Annotated in this window: 20 protein-coding genes; 11 read left to right on the forward strand and 9 right to left on the reverse strand. The window is 71.2% G+C overall.

Annotation, left to right across the window (positions count from 1 at the left end; all coding sequences use genetic code 11):
• Nucleotides 1-45 precede the first annotated feature (45 nt).
• Nucleotides 46-945: a LysR family transcriptional regulator gene (locus tag LG391_RS24000; protein WP_225770577.1), complete on the forward strand. Its 900-nt coding sequence runs from the start codon at nucleotides 46-48 to the stop codon at nucleotides 943-945.
• A gap of 82 nt (nucleotides 946-1,027) precedes the next feature.
• On the opposite strand, the gene LG391_RS24005 is transcribed toward LG391_RS24000, so the two are convergent.
• Both LG391_RS24005 and LG391_RS24010 read right to left on the reverse strand, forming a co-directional pair.
• Nucleotides 1,028-1,609, reverse strand: coding sequence for a pyridoxamine 5'-phosphate oxidase family protein (locus LG391_RS24005; RefSeq protein ID WP_225770578.1), 582 nt, complete (start codon nucleotides 1,607-1,609; stop codon nucleotides 1,028-1,030).
• Nucleotides 1,609-2,295, reverse strand: coding sequence for a fumarylacetoacetate hydrolase family protein (locus LG391_RS24010; protein WP_225770579.1), 687 nt, complete (start codon nucleotides 2,293-2,295; stop codon nucleotides 1,609-1,611). The genes LG391_RS24005 and LG391_RS24010 overlap by 1 nt, the downstream gene beginning before the upstream one ends.
• Nucleotides 2,296-2,393: 98 nt before the next feature.
• Here LG391_RS24010 and LG391_RS24015 point away from each other — a divergent pair, with 98 nt between their 5' ends.
• From LG391_RS24015 to LG391_RS24040, 6 genes are all read left to right on the forward strand, one after another.
• The gene (locus LG391_RS24015) at nucleotides 2,394-2,723 is read left to right on the forward strand and encodes a YnfA family protein (RefSeq protein WP_225770580.1); all 330 of its coding nucleotides are present in this window, start codon (nucleotides 2,394-2,396) and stop codon (nucleotides 2,721-2,723) included.
• A gap of 64 nt (nucleotides 2,724-2,787) precedes the next feature.
• Nucleotides 2,788-3,396: a CDP-alcohol phosphatidyltransferase family protein gene (locus LG391_RS24020; protein ID WP_225770581.1), complete on the forward strand. Its 609-nt coding sequence runs from the start codon at nucleotides 2,788-2,790 to the stop codon at nucleotides 3,394-3,396.
• Nucleotides 3,393-4,337: a phosphatidate cytidylyltransferase gene (locus LG391_RS24025; protein ID WP_225770582.1), complete on the forward strand. Its 945-nt coding sequence runs from the start codon at nucleotides 3,393-3,395 to the stop codon at nucleotides 4,335-4,337. The genes LG391_RS24020 and LG391_RS24025 overlap by 4 nt, the downstream gene beginning before the upstream one ends.
• Nucleotide 4,338: 1 nt before the next feature.
• Nucleotides 4,339-4,974: a lysophospholipid acyltransferase family protein gene (locus tag LG391_RS24030; protein ID WP_225770583.1), complete on the forward strand. Its 636-nt coding sequence runs from the start codon at nucleotides 4,339-4,341 to the stop codon at nucleotides 4,972-4,974.
• Nucleotides 4,965-5,555, forward strand: a complete 591-nt coding sequence (locus LG391_RS24035; protein ID WP_225770584.1) for a hypothetical protein — start codon at nucleotides 4,965-4,967, stop codon at nucleotides 5,553-5,555. Before LG391_RS24030 ends, LG391_RS24035 begins: the two co-directional genes overlap by 10 nt.
• 91 nt (nucleotides 5,556-5,646) lie before the next feature.
• Complete coding sequence (locus LG391_RS24040; RefSeq protein ID WP_225770585.1) at nucleotides 5,647-5,886, forward strand: hypothetical protein; 240 nt, start codon at nucleotides 5,647-5,649, stop codon at nucleotides 5,884-5,886.
• 7 nt (nucleotides 5,887-5,893) lie between these two features.
• Here LG391_RS24040 and LG391_RS24045 read toward each other — a convergent pair whose 3' ends face one another.
• Together LG391_RS24045 and LG391_RS24050 are read right to left on the reverse strand one after the other, a co-directional pair.
• Nucleotides 5,894-6,316, reverse strand: a complete 423-nt coding sequence (locus tag LG391_RS24045) for a group III truncated hemoglobin (RefSeq protein ID WP_225770586.1) — start codon at nucleotides 6,314-6,316, stop codon at nucleotides 5,894-5,896.
• A 68-nt stretch (nucleotides 6,317-6,384) separates the two neighbouring features.
• Nucleotides 6,385-7,395, reverse strand: coding sequence for an aldo/keto reductase (locus LG391_RS24050; RefSeq protein ID WP_225770587.1), 1,011 nt, complete (start codon nucleotides 7,393-7,395; stop codon nucleotides 6,385-6,387).
• Nucleotides 7,396-7,501: 106 nt separating this feature from the next.
• Between LG391_RS24050 and LG391_RS24055 the strand changes: the two genes are divergently transcribed.
• From LG391_RS24055 to kynB, 3 genes are all read left to right on the forward strand, one after another.
• A complete protein-coding gene (locus LG391_RS24055) occupies nucleotides 7,502-8,395 on the forward strand; it encodes a LysR family transcriptional regulator (RefSeq protein WP_225770588.1) in 894 nt (297 codons plus the stop codon).
• Between the two features lie 201 nt (nucleotides 8,396-8,596).
• Nucleotides 8,597-9,379 (forward strand): tryptophan 2,3-dioxygenase, encoded by a 783-nt coding sequence (locus LG391_RS24060; protein ID WP_225770589.1) that lies wholly within the window; start codon nucleotides 8,597-8,599, stop codon nucleotides 9,377-9,379.
• Nucleotides 9,376-10,104, forward strand: coding sequence for an arylformamidase (gene kynB, locus LG391_RS24065; protein ID WP_225770590.1), 729 nt, complete (start codon nucleotides 9,376-9,378; stop codon nucleotides 10,102-10,104). The genes LG391_RS24060 and kynB overlap by 4 nt, the downstream gene beginning before the upstream one ends.
• Here kynB and LG391_RS24070 read toward each other — a convergent pair.
• The 4 genes from LG391_RS24070 to LG391_RS24085 all read right to left on the reverse strand — a co-directional run bounded on the left by LG391_RS24070 (nucleotide 10,062) and on the right by LG391_RS24085 (nucleotide 14,552).
• Nucleotides 10,062-10,949 (reverse strand): fatty acid desaturase, encoded by an 888-nt coding sequence (locus LG391_RS24070; protein WP_225770591.1) that lies wholly within the window; start codon nucleotides 10,947-10,949, stop codon nucleotides 10,062-10,064. The genes kynB and LG391_RS24070 overlap by 43 nt on opposite strands.
• A gap of 48 nt (nucleotides 10,950-10,997) precedes the next feature.
• Nucleotides 10,998-11,576: a DNA-3-methyladenine glycosylase I gene (locus tag LG391_RS24075; RefSeq protein WP_225770592.1), complete on the reverse strand. Its 579-nt coding sequence runs from the start codon at nucleotides 11,574-11,576 to the stop codon at nucleotides 10,998-11,000.
• Complete coding sequence (locus tag LG391_RS24080; protein WP_225770593.1) at nucleotides 11,573-12,586, reverse strand: D-cysteine desulfhydrase; 1,014 nt, start codon at nucleotides 12,584-12,586, stop codon at nucleotides 11,573-11,575. Before LG391_RS24080 ends, LG391_RS24075 begins: the two co-directional genes overlap by 4 nt.
• A 172-nt stretch (nucleotides 12,587-12,758) precedes the next feature.
• The gene (locus LG391_RS24085) at nucleotides 12,759-14,552 is read right to left on the reverse strand and encodes an ABC transporter ATP-binding protein (RefSeq protein WP_225770594.1); all 1,794 of its coding nucleotides are present in this window, start codon (nucleotides 14,550-14,552) and stop codon (nucleotides 12,759-12,761) included.
• A 299-nt stretch (nucleotides 14,553-14,851) separates the two neighbouring features.
• On the opposite strand from LG391_RS24085, the gene LG391_RS24090 reads away from it, so the two are divergent.
• Nucleotides 14,852-15,922 (forward strand): glycosyltransferase family 4 protein, encoded by a 1,071-nt coding sequence (locus LG391_RS24090; RefSeq protein ID WP_225770595.1) that lies wholly within the window; start codon nucleotides 14,852-14,854, stop codon nucleotides 15,920-15,922.
• 92 nt (nucleotides 15,923-16,014) lie between these two features.
• On the opposite strand, the gene LG391_RS24095 is transcribed toward LG391_RS24090, so the two are convergent.
• Entirely contained in the window at nucleotides 16,015-16,362 is a 348-nt protein-coding gene (locus LG391_RS24095) for an endonuclease domain-containing protein (RefSeq protein ID WP_225770596.1), read from the reverse strand.
• Nucleotides 16,363-16,368: the final 6 nt, after the last annotated feature.

Consider the following 16,368-nt stretch of genomic DNA (forward strand, 5'->3'; position numbering starts at 1 on the left):
AGGCGCGGATGACAATCTGCCTACCAGATATGATAGGCTTCGGGCATGGATCTCAACGCCGCCCGCATGTTCGTCGCCGTCGCCCAGGCGGGCAGCCTTTCGGCGGCGGCGGCCCGCCTCGGGATCCCGCTGCCGACGCTGAGCCGCCGGATCCGGGAGCTGGAGCAACAGCTGAAGGTGCAGCTGCTGGAGCGCTCGGCGCGCGGCACGAGGCTGACCGAGGCCGGCACAAGGCTGTACGAGCACGCCGGCCGCGGGATCGAGGCGCTGCAGGAGGCCGAGCAGGCCGTGGTGAGCGACCAGGCCCGGCTGAAGGGGCGCCTGAGGCTGTCGCTGCCCCAGACCTTCGAGCCGTGGTGGGACCTGCTGGCGGCCTTCCAGCGCCGCTATCCCGACATCCAGGTCCATGTCTATTCGACCGAGCGGCGCATGGACCTGGTGGAGGACGGCATCGACGTCGCCCTGCGCGTCGGCGCGATCGTCCACGACGCCATGGTGGCGCGGCGCGTCCTGTCCTTCCGCAACGTGCTGGTCGCCGGCCCGGCGCTGGTGGAGCGCCTCGGCCTGCCGGCGGAGCCCGAAGATCTCCATCGCTTTCCCTGCGCGGTGTGGTCGACGCGGATCGACGTTCCCGCCCGCTGGGACGTGGACAGGCATGTGATCGTGCCCAAAGCGATGCTGACCGCCAACGACTACCACCTTCTGTGCAGCCGCGCGCTCGCCGGCGACGTGGTGACGGAGCTGCCGCCCTTCCTGGCGGCGGGACCGATCCGCGAAGGGCGCCTGGTGCCGCTGCTGCCGCGGCACCCGCTGCCGGAATGGCCGATCCATCTGGTCTATCCGCCGCACCGCCACCCGTCGGCCATCGTCCGGGCCTATCTCGACTTCTGCCGGGGCTACCTGCCGAACGTCGTCCGGGCCTGCGAGATCGGGGCCGCCGGCTGACTCCAGCTTGCCATTACGACCGATCGGACCAATAGTCCGGTCATAGGGATGAACCCGGTGAGCCCCTGGAGCTGAGAGGCAGTCAGGGAATCAGCCAGCTCGCCTGCAGCGTCCCGCCGGTCCAGTCGAACAGGGCGCGGCGGTCGGCGCCGGGAACGAGGCGGACCCAGTCGATGCGGTCGACCGCCAGCACGATCACCGCGAAATTCTCGCGCCCCTCCTCCGTCCAGCCGGTCGAGGGCGGCGGCAGGGCGGGGTCGGCGATCGGGGTGCCCGGGGGGCCCGGCATGCGGTAGGCGGCGCGGACCGGGCCCGGAGTCGCCGTCCAGGCGTCGTCGAGATCGGGTCCCGGCGGCAGCAGCTCCGCCCGACCCTCGGCCCGGACCTGCACCTCCTCCCCGGGGTCGTAGAGCAGCAGCGACGCCGCCGGGTTGGCCCCGATCTCCGCGACCTTGACCGACCGGACATCGGTGTGGAATTCGAGCCGCCGCCCGGCCGGGTCGACCGCGCGCAGCACCACCGTGCGTAGCGCCGGCCGGCCCCGGGCATCGATGGTCGCGAAACCGACCCGGCCGAGGGTGCGGCGCCGCACGCCGGTGGCGCGGCCGAGCCTTTCCCAGGCATCGGCCAGCGCCGCGGCAAGGTCGTCGCCGGCCCCGGGCATCAGCGGTAGGTCACCGCGAGGTCGCCGACGCCGTCGACATGGCCCTCCAGCCGGTCGCCCGGCCTGACCGGTCCGACGCCGTCCGGCGTGCCGGTCATGATCAGGTCGCCGGGGCGCAGCGCCACCAGCCGCGACAAATGGGCGATGATCTCCGGCACCGGCCAGATCTGGTCGGCCAAGTCGCCGGACTGGCGGGTCTCGCCGTTGATCTTCAGCCAGATCGCGCCGGCGGAGGGGTGGCCGATCTCGGCCGCGGGCCTGAGCGCCGAGAGCGGCGCCGACTGGTCGAAGGACTTGGCCATGGTCCAGGGCCGAGCCAGCTTCTTGGCTTCGGCCTGGAGGTCGCGGCGGGTCATGTCGAGCCCGACGCCGTAGCCCCAGACATGGCCGAGCGCGCGCTCCGCGGCGATGTCGGTGCCGCCGGCGCCGATCGCCACCACCAGCTCGATCTCGTGATGCAGGTCCCGGGTCGCCGCCGGATAGGGAATGGTGCTGCCGGTCGGCACCACCGCATCGGCCCATTTGGCGAAGAAGAAGGGCGGCTCCCGGTCCGGATCGTGGCCCATCTCGCGGGCATGGGCGGCGTAGTTGCGGCCGACGCAGAAGATGCGGCCGACGGGAAAGGCGGCGTCGCTGCCTAGCACCGGGACAAGAATCTGCGGCGGCGGCGTGATCACGGTCGACATCGGAAAACTGTCCTTCACGGGCGATGGTCCGCGGCGAGGCTGCGCGGCCCGGCCGAGCTTGTCAAACCCGGATGCGGCCCGGCAGCATCGGGCCGCAGATGACCTCGATTCTCGCCTTTATCCTGGCCGCCTTCGCCGAGATCGCCGGCTGCTTCGCCTTCTGGGCCTGGCTGCGGCTGGACCGCAGCCCCTGGTGGGCGCTGCCGGGGACCGCCAGCCTGATACTCTTCGCCCTGGCCCTGACCCGGGTCGACTCCGCTTTCGCCGGGCGGGCCTATGCCGCCTATGGCGGGATCTACATCGCCGCCTCGCTGGCCTGGCTGTGGGCGGTGGAGGGCAGCCGGCCCGACCGCTTCGACCTGCTCGGCGCGGCCTTGTGCCTGGGCGGGGCGGGCATGATCCTGTTAGGGCGCCGGCTCGCCGCGTGACCGCCCCGCTTCCGCCACGATGGCATCGGCATGCTGCGCCGACATGATGCGGACCGGGGGGTTCATGCCATCGCTGTACGACATCAAGCCGAAATTCCAGGCGCTGCTGCGTCCGGCCGCCGCGCGGCTGGCGGAGAGGGGCGTCGGCGCCAACGCCGTGACCCTGGCGGCGGCCGGCCTGTCGGTCCTGCTGGGGCTGGCCGTCGCCGCCACCGGCTGGTCCTGGCTGCTGCTGCTGTACCCGCCCTTCCTGCTGCTGCGCATGGCGCTGAACGCCATCGACGGCATGCTGGCGCGGGAGTTCTTCCGGCCGACGCCGCTGGGCGCCCTGCTGAACGAGATCGGCGACATGGTGTCGGACGCGGCCCTCTACCTGCCGCTGGCGCTGCTGCTGCCGGCGCCGCCCTGGCTGGTGGTGCTGACCGTGCTGCTGGCGGTGATCGGCGCGGCCGCCGGCATCGCCGCCCGGACCATCGGCGCCGGCCGGCGCTATGACGGGCCCTTCGGCAAGTCCGACCGGGCGCTGACCTTCTCCATCCTCGCCGTCGCCGCCTTCTTCCAGGTCCTGGCCCCGCCGCTGTGGATGCCGCTGGTGCTGGCGGCCCTGCTGCTGCTGTCGATCCTGACCATCCTGAACCGCGTCCGCGCGGCGCTGGCGGAGATCGGGGCATGACCCTTCCCTTCTCCATCGACCCGACCGTCGCCTGGGCGCTCGGCGCGCTGATCGCCGTGCTGCTGGCGGCCGAGGCCGCCGTCCTGTTCCTGCGCCGCAGCCAGCCGCAGCGCGACTGGACCGAGCTGAAGCTGCGCATCCGGTCCTGGTGGGTGATCGTGATCGCCGGCGGCATCGCCCTGGTGCTGAACCCGATCGCGGTGCTGGTGGTGCTGGCGGTCGTGAGCTATCTGGCGCTGAAGGAGTACCTGTCGGTGGTGCCGACCCGGCGGGCCGACCGGGCGGTGCTGCTGATCGCCTATCTGGCCATCCCGACGCAATGGTGGTGGATCGCCGGGGAGCAGTACGGCTTCTTCATCATCTGGGTGCCGGTCTACCTGTTCATGGTGGTGCCGGCGATGATGGTGCTGCGCGGCGAGGTGACGGGATTCCTGCGGGCGCTGGGCACCCTCCATTGGGGCCTGATGCTGTGCGTCTTCGCCATCGGCCACGTCGCCTATCTGTTCGTGCTGCCGGAGGAGGGCCAGGCCGGGCCGGGCGGCGCCGGGCTGCTGCTGCTCCTGCTGATCCTGACCCAGGGGAACGACGTCGCGCAGTATGTCTGGGGCCGGATCTTCGGCCGGCACAGGATCGCGCCCTCGGTCAGCCCGAACAAGACGGTGGAGGGCTTCGCCGGCGGCCTCGTCACCACCACCGTGGTCGCGGGGCTGATCGGGCCGCTGCTGGCGCCGCTGTCGCTGCCCATGGCGCTGGCGGCCGGGGCGCTGATGGCGGTCAGCGGCTTCTTCGGCGACCTGACGGTCTCCGCCGTCAAGCGCGACATCGGCATCAAGGACACCGGCACGCTGATCCCCGGCCATGGCGGCGTCTTGGACCGGATCGACAGCCTGATCTTCGCCGCGCCGCTGTTCTTCCACTTCATGCGCTACTTCTATTACTGAGATGTGGCGGCTGCTGTTCCACTGGCTGGTGACCAAGCCCCTGATGCTGCTGTTCGTGGGCCTGCATGTCCGCAACCGCGAGCGGCTGCCGATGACGGGGCCGGCGATCGTCGTCGCCAACCACAACAGCCATGCCGACACGGTCGCCCTGACCTCGCTGTTCCCGAGCCGGATCCTGCACAAGGTGCGGCCGGTGGCGGCGGCCGACTATTTCCTGAGCAGCCGGGCGATGGCCTGGTTCTCGCTGAACTGCATGGGCATCCTGCCCTTCGACCGGCATGCGCGGGAGCGCGGCGAGGACCCGCTGACCGGCTGCGTCGAGGCGCTGGACCGGGGCTGCATCCTGATCCTGTTCCCGGAGGGGTCGCGCGGCGAGCCGGAGCGGCTGCAGCGCTTCAAGAAGGGCATCTGCCACCTGGCCCGGCGGCGGCCCGAGGTGCCGATCGTGCCGGTCTATCTGCACGGGCTGGGCAAGGTGCTGCCGCGCGGCGCCTTCCTGCCGGTGCCGTTCTTCTGCGACGCCTTCGTCGGCCCGCCGCTGGCCGACAGGCCGGAGGACACGGACGCCTTCGTCGAGGCGCTGGAGGCGGCGATGGCCAAATTGATCGAAGGCACGAGGTTCCCGGAATGGGACTGAGAGATCGCCTGCAATCTCTCACCCTGTTGGCATTTGTCTGGGGCGTGGCCGAGGCCAGCCTGTTCTTCGTGGTGCCGGACGTGCCGGTGTCGCTGATCGCGCTGGCCCGCGGCTGGCAGGCGGGGCTGCGCGCCGCCCTGGCCGCCGCCGCCGGGGCGACGCTGGGCGGCACCGCGCTGGCGGTCTTCGCCAGCCACGCGCCGGAGACGGCGGTCGCCCTGGTCGACGCGGTGCCGGCGATCCCGTCCGCCATGATCGCCCGGCTGCAGGCGACGATGGCCGGCACCGACTCCGCCGCCGGCCTGGCCGGGGTGCTGATCCAGGCGAGCCTGAGCGGCGTGCCCTACAAGATCGCCGCGGCCAGCGCGCCGGGCCTGGGCATCCCGGTCTGGGAGCTGGCGCTGCTGACGCCGCTGGTACGGCTGCCGCGTTTCGTCGCACTGGCCGCGGCCGGGGCGGCTCTGCATTCGCTGACGCCCGCCCTGCCCCGCCGGATCCAGCCAGTCCGGGTGCGGCTGCTGCTGGCCGCGCTGGGCTGGTCTGCATTCTACGGGGCCTACTGGTCCAAGGTCGGGGGCTGACGCCGCGCCCCCGCCGCCCTATCTGTGGGTCGACACATCTGACATAATGCAGACGGCAGCGCCGGCCCGGCCGGCCCGCCTGGAGAGAGACATGGACCTGTCGCGCACCGAAGGCCGCGCGAAAAGCGCCGCAGCGGAGACCCCGTCCGACCTGCAGTCGCTGCTGACCGTCGGCGGCATCTCCCTGACCGGGCTGGGCGCCAGCCTGCTGGCCCTGTTCGGCCCTTCGGGCAGCGATCTCTCCGTCGCCTTCACCATCGTCGCCGTGGCCGGCGGCCTGGCCGTGGTCGGCGCCGGCTTCGCGATCGCGGCTCTCCTGGCGAAGCGTTAAGCCGGCCTCAGCCCGCGCGGCGCGCCGGGGCGTCCGGCAGGATGCCGCGCTGGAACATCACGCCGAGGCGCAGGCTCTCGGCGATCTTCTCCGCCCGTTCGATGAAGCGCGCCGCCGCCCGCGGCGGGCAGACCTCGCGCGCCGTGGCGCGGAACAGCTCCAGCCAATGGGCGAAATGCTCCGGCCGCAGCGCGTCGACCGCGGCATGCGCCTGCATCGGCCGCCCCTGGTAGCGGGCGCTGCGCAGCATCACCGAGGACCAGAAGTCGCACATCTTGGCCAGATGCGGGCCCCAGTCGGCGCCGATCACCCCGGCGAAGATGGGGCCGAGCACCGCGTCGTCGCGCACGCGGCCGTAGAAGGCGTGGACCAGCGCCCTGATCATCGCCTCGTCGATCGGCTCGATGGGGTCGGCATCCATCATATCCATGCGGACATATCGCCTGATCCTGCTGCGAAACGCCAGGGACGGATCGCCGCGCCCTCACCCTGGCCCGCTCACCCCCGCTGCGGCCTTTCGCTGTCCAGGCTGGCCATGCCGTGCGCCGGATAGCGGTCGCCGGCGGCGGCGCCCTTGGGCACGGCCTGCTCGATCCGGCCCAGGTCGTCCGCGGTGAGCGTCACGTCGAGCGCGCCGAGCGCCTCGGCCAGCTGGTCGCGGCGGCGGGAGCCGACCAGGGGCACGATGTCCCGGCCCTGCGCCGCCACCCAGGCGATGGCGATCTGGGCCACGGTGACGCCCTTGGCCTCGGCGATCGCCCGCAGCGCCTCGACCAGCGCCAGGTTCCGCTCGACATTGCCCTCCTGGAAGCGCGGGCTGTGGGTGCGGAAGTCCCTGGCGTCCGTGCTGTCCTTCCGCCAATGGCCGCTGATCAGGCCGCGCGACAGCACGCCATAGGCGGTGATGCCGATGCCGAGCTCGCGGCAGGTCGCCAGGATGCCGTCCTCGATGCCACGCGAGACCAGCGAATACTCGATCTGCAGGTCGACGATCGGGTGCACCGCGGCGGCCCGGCGGATCGTCTCCGGTCCGACCTCGGACAGGCCGATGTGGCGGACATAGCCGGCCTGCACCATCTCGGCGACGGCGCCGACGGTGTCCTCGATCGGCACGGCGGGGTCGAGGCGGGCCGGGCGGTAGATGTCGATATGGTCGACGCCGAGCCGCTGCAGCGAATAGGCCAGGAAGTTCTTCCCCGCCGCCGGACGGCCGTCGAAGCCGGTCCAGCCGCCGGCCGGGTCGCGCAGGCCGCCGAACTTGACGCTGAGGATGGCGGCGTCGCGCTTCGAGCTGGCCCGCAGCGCCTCGCCGATCAGCATCTCGTTGTGGCCCGAGCCGTAGAAGTCGCCGGTGTCGATCAGGGTGATGCCGGCGTCGAGCGCGGCGTGCAGGGTGGCGATGCTCTCGGCCCGGTCGGCCGGGCCGTACACGCCGTGGGACATGCCCATGGCGCCGAGGCCGAGGGCCGAGACCTGCGGGCCGGTGGCGCCGAGCGGGTGGGTCTGCATGGTGAGCTCCGATGCGGAGGAAGGGTTTCGACATCGGGAATATGAGGAAGCGCGGTTCGTGCGATAATCCGGCCAGTGGCGAACAAGCCGTACGGGAAATCGCACAGTGAGCAGCCCCGACCTGTCCGACCTCGATGCCTTCGTCGCCGTGGCCCGGGCCCGCAGCTTCCGCGGCGCCGCGGCCTTGCGCGGCGTCTCCGCCTCGTCGCTCAGCGACGCGCTGCGGCGGCTGGAGGCCCGGCTGGGCGTGCGCCTGTTGAGCCGCACCACCCGCAGCGTCACCCCGACCGAGGCGGGGGAACGGCTGCTGGAGCGGCTGGCCCCGGCGCTGGGCGAGATCGCCGGCGCGCTGGACGCGGTGAACGGCCTTCGCGACAGCCCCACGGGCACTCTGCGGCTGAACGTGCCGTCGATCGTCGCCCGCCACGTCCTGCCGCCGATCGCGGCCCGGTTCCTGCTGGCGCATCCCGGCATCCGGCTGGAGGTGACGGCGGAGGACAGCTTCGTCGACGTGCTGGCCGGGGGATTCGATGCCGGCATCCGCTACGAGGAGCGGGTGGAGCGCGACATGATCGCCGTGCCGATCGGCCCCCGGGTGCAGCGCTTCGTCATCGCCGCCGCCCCGTCCTACCTGGCTGCGCGCGGGCGGCCGCACCACCCCAAGGACCTGCTGGAGCACGCCTGCATCCGCCACCGCTTCGCCAGCGGCCGGCTGGCCGGCCTGGAGTTCGAGCGCGACGGCCAGGTGATCCGGATCAGCCCCGACGGGCCGCTGATCGCCAACTCGATCGAGATGGAGGTGGCGGCCGCCGTCGCCGGGCTGGGCCTGATCACGATATTCGAGGAGGTGCTGCGGCCGCATCTCGACAGCGGCGCGCTGGTGCCGGTGATGGAGGAGTGGTGGCAGAGCTTCTCCGGCCCCTTCCTCTACTATCCGAGCCGCACCCACATGCCGGCGCCGCTGCGGGCTTTCGTGGACTTCATCAAGGCCGATCGCTGACACCGGATGTGCCGGAGCCCTCGCACCGGCCTGGATCGCCGAGTCTTCCCCGGATCAAGCCCGGGAATCCGCGCGATGGCGCATGGCGATATCACGGTTTGCAATGCCCGCCTCTCCCGCGGGTCCGCTATCACTTCGGCCGCCAGCGCATCGGCAAGGCAACAAAATCCTCTGTGGCGGAAGCATGGCGAAGGGATTTTGATGATGTCCTATGGCAGCTACCTTCGGCTCGACAAAATCCTCGACGCGCAGGAGCCGCTGTCGCAGGCGCATGGCGAGCTTCTGTTCATCATCCAGCACCAGACCTCCGAGCTCTGGATGAAGCTGGCGATCCATGAGCTGGGCGCCGCCTGCCGCCAGATCGCGGCCGACGAGCTGCGATCTGCCTGCAGGACCTTTTCCAGAGTTGCCCGGATCCAGGAGCAGTTGAATTCGGCCTGGGACGTCCTGCGCACCCTGACGCCGAGCGACTATGCCGCGTTCCGCGCCGAACTCAGGCAATCGTCCGGCGTCGAATCCCATCAGTACCGGATGCTGGAGTATATCGCCGGCAACAAGGCTCCGGCCCCGCGGGGCTTGGCGGAGCAGGATCCCGTCGCATATGCGAGGCTGGAGGCGGTGCGTCGATCCCCCAGCGTCTATGACGAGGCGATCCGCGCCCCCGCCCGTTCCGGCTTTGCCATCGATCCGATCGCCCTCCAAAGCGGGATCTCCTCCCGCCCGCCCCCGGATGAAAGCGTTCTTGCGGCCTGGGTGTCCGTCTATCGCGAGCCGGACCGCCACCCGGATTTCTACGAGCTCGCCGAGAAGCTGGTGGATTTCGAAGGCCATTTCCGCCGCTGGCGATTCAATCACATGACGACCGTGGAGCGCGTGATCGGATTCAAGCAAGGCACCGCCGGCACGGCGGGCGTCCCGTTTCTGCGCCAGAGGCTCGATGTTGTCCTGTTCCCGGAACTCTGGCAGGCGAGGTCCGAACTATGACGGATCTGATCGACATCTCGCCGCCGTTGCACGTCGCCATGGGGGTGTTCCCGGGCGACGCCGCCTTTCGAACGGCGCAGACCTTCGCGATCAGCCCGGATTGCCCGGTCAATGTCGCCGAGATCGCCATGTCGACCCATTGCGGCGCGCATGCCGACGCACCGCTCCACTACCAGGCGGGCGGCGCCAGCATCGACGCGCTCGACCTCGCCGCGTTCATCGGACCGGCCCGGGTGATCGATGCCCGCGGCCAAGATCCGCTCTGCCGCTTCGACGACATCGCCGATGCGCTCGATGGAGCCCCGCAGCGGCTGCTCCTTCGGCTGATGGATCGTGCGGACCTCGCCGCCTGGCCCGCCGGGTTCCGCTCACTGGCGCCGGACACCGTCGAGCGGCTGGCCTTGCGCGGAACGCGCCTGATCGGCGTGGATGTCCCATCGATCGATCCGGAGACGTCGAAGGACCTGCCGTCGCACAAGGTGTGCCTGGCCTATGATCTGAGAATCCTGGAGAATCTCTGGCTGGCCGACGTCGAGCCCGGCGACTACGAGCTCATTGCCCTTCCCTTGAAGCTGGTCGGGCTCGACGCAGCTCCCGTTCGCGCGGTGCTGCGTGCCCCGAGCGCGCATCGCCGGCAGCACGAGCCGGATGCGGCCGGCGCGGATGCGCCCCCCGACAGCGATCAGGCCAGGGTGCGGCGGATCTCCGCATGCGCCGCCGGATAGCCCGGCGACAGCACCGCGAGACGGCCGGAGACCAAAGCGTGCATCCGCGGCAGGGCGTGGAACGGCACGCCGGGCGCCAGGTGGTGCTCGGTGTGATAGCTGGCGTTCCAGAACAGGAGGCGCAGCACCAGCCCGGCCAGTGTCGTCCGGGTGTTGGCCCAGCGGTCGCTGCTGCGGACGCAGCCGGAATGCTCGGCCAGCAGCACCCAGCGCAGCAGCGGCTGCGCCAGCACCACCGGCCCGACCCAGAGCAGCAGGGCCAGGGCGCTGCCGGCGGCGAGGCTGACGGCCGGCACGGCGGCGTAGAGCAGCAGATAGATCCGGGCCTCGGCCGTCACCCGCGGACGGTCGGCCGCCGGGATCCAGGGCGAGCGGTCGCGGCCGGCTGCGGTCCGCAGCAGGCCGAGGATCTGGCCGGCCCAATAGGGCAGGCCGGTCAGGATCAGCCGGTAGCGGCCGCGCGTCAGCGGCTTGGCGCCGATCAGCTCCGGGTCGCGCTCGGGGTCCTGGGTGTGGCGGTGATGCGCCCTGTGGAACAGGCGGAAGCCCTCCGGCGGCAGCACCAGCAGGAATCCCGCGACCCAGCCGACCAGCCGGGTCAGCCAGAGCGAGCGGAACGGCGTGCGGGGGGTGGTCTCGTGCAACGGGGCGAACAGCGAGATCTCGGCGGCGCCGAGCAGCGCCATGGCCGGCCAGACCCACAGGCTGCCGCGCGCCGCCAGCACCAGGCCGATGCCGGCCGCGATCAGCCCGAGATGCCGGGCCAGCGCCCGCAGGCCCGCCGCGTCCGACCGCCGGGACAGCGCCTTCAGCGCCTCCGGCGGCAATGCCCTGGTCTCCGCCATGTCCCATCCTCGCGCCGGGTGGCGGTGGGGATCAAGGGCCCAGCCGCCCTACCGCCCGAACTCCGGATGGCGGAAGCACCCGACCATGTGGTCGTTGACCAGCCCGGCGGACTGCATCAGCGAGTAGCAGACGGTGGAGCCGACGAAGACGAAGCCGCGGCGCTTCATGTCGCGGCTCATCCGGTCGGAGATCCCGCTGGTGGCCGGCATCTCGGCATGGGTCGTCCAGCGGTTGACCAGGGGCTCGCCGCCGACGAAGGACCAGAGGTAGCGGCCGAAGCCGCCCTCGGCCTCGATCACCGCCAGCGCCGCCCGGGCGTTGCTGCGCACCGCGTTCAGTTTGGCCCGGTTGCGGATCAGCCCGGCATCGGCCAGCAGCGCCTCGATCTCCGCGTCGGTCATCGCCGCCACCCGGGCGATGTCGAAGCCGTGGAAGGCGCGCCGATAGTTCGCGCGCCGCTCCAGCACCAGCCGCCAGGACAGGCCGGCCTGGGTGCCCTGCAGGCTGAGATTCTCGAACAGGGCGCGGTCGTCGCGCTCCGGCGTGCCCCAGTCGCGGTCGTGATAGGCCAGCATCGCCGGCCCGCCATGGGCCCAGGCGCAGCGCGGCAGATCCGGATCGCTCATTCGCCCCAATGGATCGGGAAGGTCTCGGGATAGGCGAACAGAGCCGGCGAGCCGCCGGTGTGCAGGAACACCACCACGTCGTCGGGCCGGAAGCGGCCGGCGCGGATGCCGGCGATCAGCCCGGCCATCGCCTTGCCGGTGTAGACCGGGTCGAGCACGATCGCGTCGCGGCTGGCGGCCAGTTGCAACGCCTCGACCATCCCCTCCGTCGGCAGGCCGTAGCCCTCGCCGACCACGCCGTCCTCCAGCACCAGATCCGTGGCCGAGAGCGGAGCCGGCACGCCCAGCAGCTCCGCCCCGGCCTGCACCAGGCCGGCGACCTTCGGCCGCTGCTCCGCCGCGCTGCGGCTGATGCAGTAGCCGACCGCGGGGACCTTGCTGCCGCCGAGGGCGAGGCCGAGCGCCAGGCCCGCCTGGGTGCCGCCGCTGCCGCTGGCCAATGCCACATGGGTGAAGGCGACGCCCTGGTCGCGGCCCTGGCGCAGCAGCTCCTGCGCCGCGTCGACATAGCCCATCAGCCCGAGCGCGTTGGACCCGCCGACCGGGACGACATAGGGCGTGCCGCCTTCCGCCCGGCACTGCTCGGCCGCGCGCGCCATCTCGGCATCCGCGTCGGCGGTGCCGGGGTGCAGCTCGATCCGCGCCCCGAACAGCTCGTCGAGCATCAGGTTGCCGCTCGAGTGATAGGCGGGGTCGCGCCCGGCCACCGCGTCGGTCAGGACCAGGACGCAGTCGAGGCCCAGCCGGGCCGCGGCCGCCGCGGTCTGCCGGGCGTGGTTCGACTGCGGTCCGCCGGCGGTGATGATGGTGTCGGCGCCCTGCGCCAGCGCGTCGCCGAGCAGGAATTCCAGCTTGCGCACCTTGTTGCCGCCCAGCGCCAGGCCGGTGCAGTCGTCGCGCTTGATCCAGAGCCGCGGCCCTCCCAACGCCTCCGTCAGCCGCGGCAACGGCTCAAGCGGCGTCGGCGCGTGCTGCAGGCGGAGGCGCGGCAGCTGGTCCAGCGGTGGCATCGGATCCGTCCCTGAGGCGCGGCCCCGGACGGCCGCTATGCGCTGGATAGCATGGCGGGCACGCGGTGCGAATGGTCGAGACCCCGGTTCCAGCTTGCCCTGTCATCCTCCCCCTCCCCTTGCGGGAGGGGGCAAGGGGGAAGGACAGGAAGGCAGGCCGGCTATTCAAGCCTCACGCCGCATGCGCCTCCTCCGCATGCCCCAGCTGGCGCTGCAGCAGGGTGCGGTAGACGCCGGGGCGGGCGGCCAAAGCGGCGGGGGTGCCCTGGTCGATGACGCGGCCGGCCTCCATCACCACGATCCGGTCGAAGCGCCGCAGCGTCGACAGGCGGTGGGCGATGGCGATCACCGTGCGGCCCTGCATCAGGTCGTCCAGCGCCTCCTGCACCGCGCGCTCGGATTCGCTGTCCAGCGCCGAGGTCGCCTCGTCCAGCAGCAGCACCGGCGCGTCCTTGAGGAAGGCGCGGGCGATGGCGATGCGCTGGCGCTGGCCGCCCGAGAGCTTGACCCCGCGGTCGCCGACCACCGTGTCGAAGCCCTCCGGCAGCGCCTCGATGAACTCCCGGCAATGCGCGGCCTCGGCGGCGGCCAGCACCTCGGCGTCGGTGGCGTCCGGCCGGCCGTAGCGGATGTTCTCGCGCACGCTGCGGTGGAACAGCGAGATGTCCTGCGGCACCACGCCGATGATCTGGCGCAGGCTTTCCTGCGTCAGGTCGCGGATGTCGCGCCCGGCCACCTGGATCCGGCCCAGCCCGACGTCGTAGAAGCGCTGCACCAGGGTCAGCACGGTCGACTTGCCGGCGCCGGACAGGCCGACCAGCCCGACCCGCTCCCCGGGCTCGATGCGCAGGTCGAAGCCGTCCAGGATCGGCGGCCGCTTGGGATAGGCGAAGCGAACGCCTTCGAAGGCGATCGGCACGCCGCCGCCATGCTTGGGCGCCGCCAGCGGCTCGGCATGCGGCGCATCGGGCAGGTCGTGCGGCACCAGCAGGCTCGAGATCGCCTCCGACAGCCGGGCGATGTGCTGGGTCAGGTCGACCAGCGCCACCGCGAGGTCGCGGGTGCCGTGCAGGATGGCGAAGCCCAGCGAGCTGACCAGCACGATGTCGCCGGGCGTGGCCCGGCCCGCCTGCCACAGCAGCAGGGCCCAACCCAGCAGGCCGGCGGTCAGGATGCCCGTGATCGCGGCATGGATCAGCCGCAGCCGCTCCATGTAGCGCAGGCTGCGCTGGCGGGCGGCAAGCTCGACCCCGATGCGGTCGGCCAGCCGCGCCTGCTCGCGGAAGGTGGCGCCGAACAGGCGCACCAGGCCCATATTGCCGATCACGTCGACCAGCTCGCCGTCGACCTTGGCGGCCTCGGTGGCGTAGTCGCGGTGGATCGGGCCGCCGCGCTTGGCCAGGCGGTAGATGAAGGCGGAGAGCGCCGCCGCGGCCGCGACCAGGGTGCCGGCCATCACCGGATCGACCGAGGCCAGGACGCAGATCGCGCCGACCAGCGCCAGCGCCGGCGGCAGCACGTTCCACGAGAAGGTGTTCTCGGTGGTGAAGATGGCGTTGGCGGTGGCCGAGACGCGGCCCGCCACCATGCCGGGCAGCCGGTCGGCGAAATAGCTGGGCGCATGGCCGGTCAGGTGCCGGAACAGGTCGCGGCGGACCGCGCCGGTGACGGCGACGAAGGCCCGGGCGGCCACCCACCCACCGACCCGCCACAGCATGTTGTCGGCCAGGATCAGCCCGACCAGCAGGCCGTAGGCCAGCCAGATCGCCCCGGAGGCGCCGAGGGCCAGCACGTCGACCAGGTGCTTGATCGCATATTGCGAGCCGATGCCGCAGGCGACGGCGGCGACGACCGAAGCGATCACCACCGCATGCGATGCGGCCTCCTGCCGCACATAGTGCAGGATGAAGCCGATCGGCCGGTTGCGGAATCCCTCGAGAGTGCGAGTCTGCGTGGACGCCGTCATGTCCATCAGATCTCCTGCGTTGTCTTCATCCACCACGGACGGCGTGCTTCCGCCGCCTTGAGAGTCCTGGCGCGCCACACCGACAGATGACAGCGCATCGCTGCACTGCACCTGATCTATGCGCACCCCACAGAACATTATCGAGCCGGAGTCGGAACCTTTTGCCGTTCCGATTGTCTGTGGTCATCGAGTGCCCGTTGCCGCGGAAGCACCTGAAGAAGAGCAGCGCCGCATTGTTGCGCCGCAGCGCCGCCGGTGATGTCAGACAAACCCCCATCTGCGGAGGGAGTTCCATCCACATGCGAATCGCGCAGGTCGCCCCGCTGTTCGAAGCGGTTCCCCCCAAGCTCTATGGCGGCACCGAACGCGTCGTGTCCTTTCTCACGGAAGAGCTCGTCGCCCTCGGCCACGACGTCACATTGTTCGCCAGCGGCGATTCCGTGACCTCCGCCAAGCTCGAAGCCTGCTGGCCCCGCGCCATGCGGCTCGACGCCTCGGTGCGCGACTGGATCGCGCCCCATATGCACATGTTCGAGCAGGTGTACCGGCGGTCGGACGAGTTCGACATCGTCCACTGTCATCTCGACTATTTCCCGTTCTCGCTGTTCAGCCGCGGCGACGTGCCGTTCGTGACCACGCTGCACGGCCGGCTGGACCTGCCCGAGCTGCACCCGATGTTCGAGACCTTCTCGCATGTGCCGGTGGTCTCGATCTCCGACGCCCAGCGCCGGCCGATGCCGAAGGCCGGCTGGATCGCCACCGTGCATCACGGCCTGCCGGCGCAGCTGCTGTCGCCGGTGCCGATGGAGCGCGGCTATCTCGCCTTCCTCGGCCGCATCGCGCCGGAGAAGCGGGTCGACCGGGCGATCGAGATCGCGGCGAAGAGCGGCCTGCCGCTGAAGATCGCGGCCAAGGTCGACAAGGCCGACCAGGAGTATTTCGACGCCGAGATCAAGCCGCTCTTGGCCCGGTCGCCGCATGTCGACTTCATCGGCGAGATCGACGATTCGCAGAAATCGGCCTTCCTCAGCGGCGCCATCGGCCTCCTGGTGCCGATCGACTGGCCGGAGCCCTTCGGCCTGGTGATGATCGAGGCGATGGCCTGCGGCACGCCGGTCGTGGCCTACAACCGAGGCTCGGTGCCGGAGATCGTCGACGAGGGCGTCACCGGCTTCATCGTCGAGGACGAGATCGGCGCGGTGGCGGCGGTGCAGCGCCTGTCCGAGCTGTCGAACGCCCGCATCCGCGAGGTCTTCGACCAGCGCTTCCCCGCCCGCCGCATGGCCCAGGACTATCTCGCGATCTATGAGGGCTTGCAGGCGGTCGAGGCCCCGAAGAAGCCCGCCGTGCTGCGCGCGGTGGCGAACTGAGGGGGCTCTGGTCACGACCCGCCCTCTTTCATCCTCCCCCTCCCCTTGCGGGAGGGGTAGGGGGAGGGGGTCCGCCGCCGCCCGAACCGGCCTCAGGATAAATCCGTCGGCCCGCCCGCCAACACCCCCGCAATCGTATCGACGACATCCGGCAGGCGATCGACGATCTGGTCATTGGTGAAGCGGATGACCCGGAACCCTTGGCCTTCCAACCATCGCGTCCGTCTCTCGTCCGCCTCGGCCGTCAGCTCATGCGACGCCCCGTCGACCTCGATCACAAGGCGCGCCGGCAGGGAGACGAAGTCGACGACATAGAGGCCAAGCCTGAACTGCCGCCGGAACCGGAGGTCTCCGATCTTCTTGCCGCGCAGCTGCCGCCATAACAGGCGCTCAGCTTCGGTCGGGTTCTGCCGCAGGGACCGGACGAAGGAATCGGCCATCGGAGC

The sequence above is a fragment of the Inquilinus sp. Marseille-Q2685 genome (genome assembly GCF_916619195.1).
Taxonomy (GTDB): Bacteria; Pseudomonadota; Alphaproteobacteria; order DSM-16000; family Inquilinaceae; genus Inquilinus.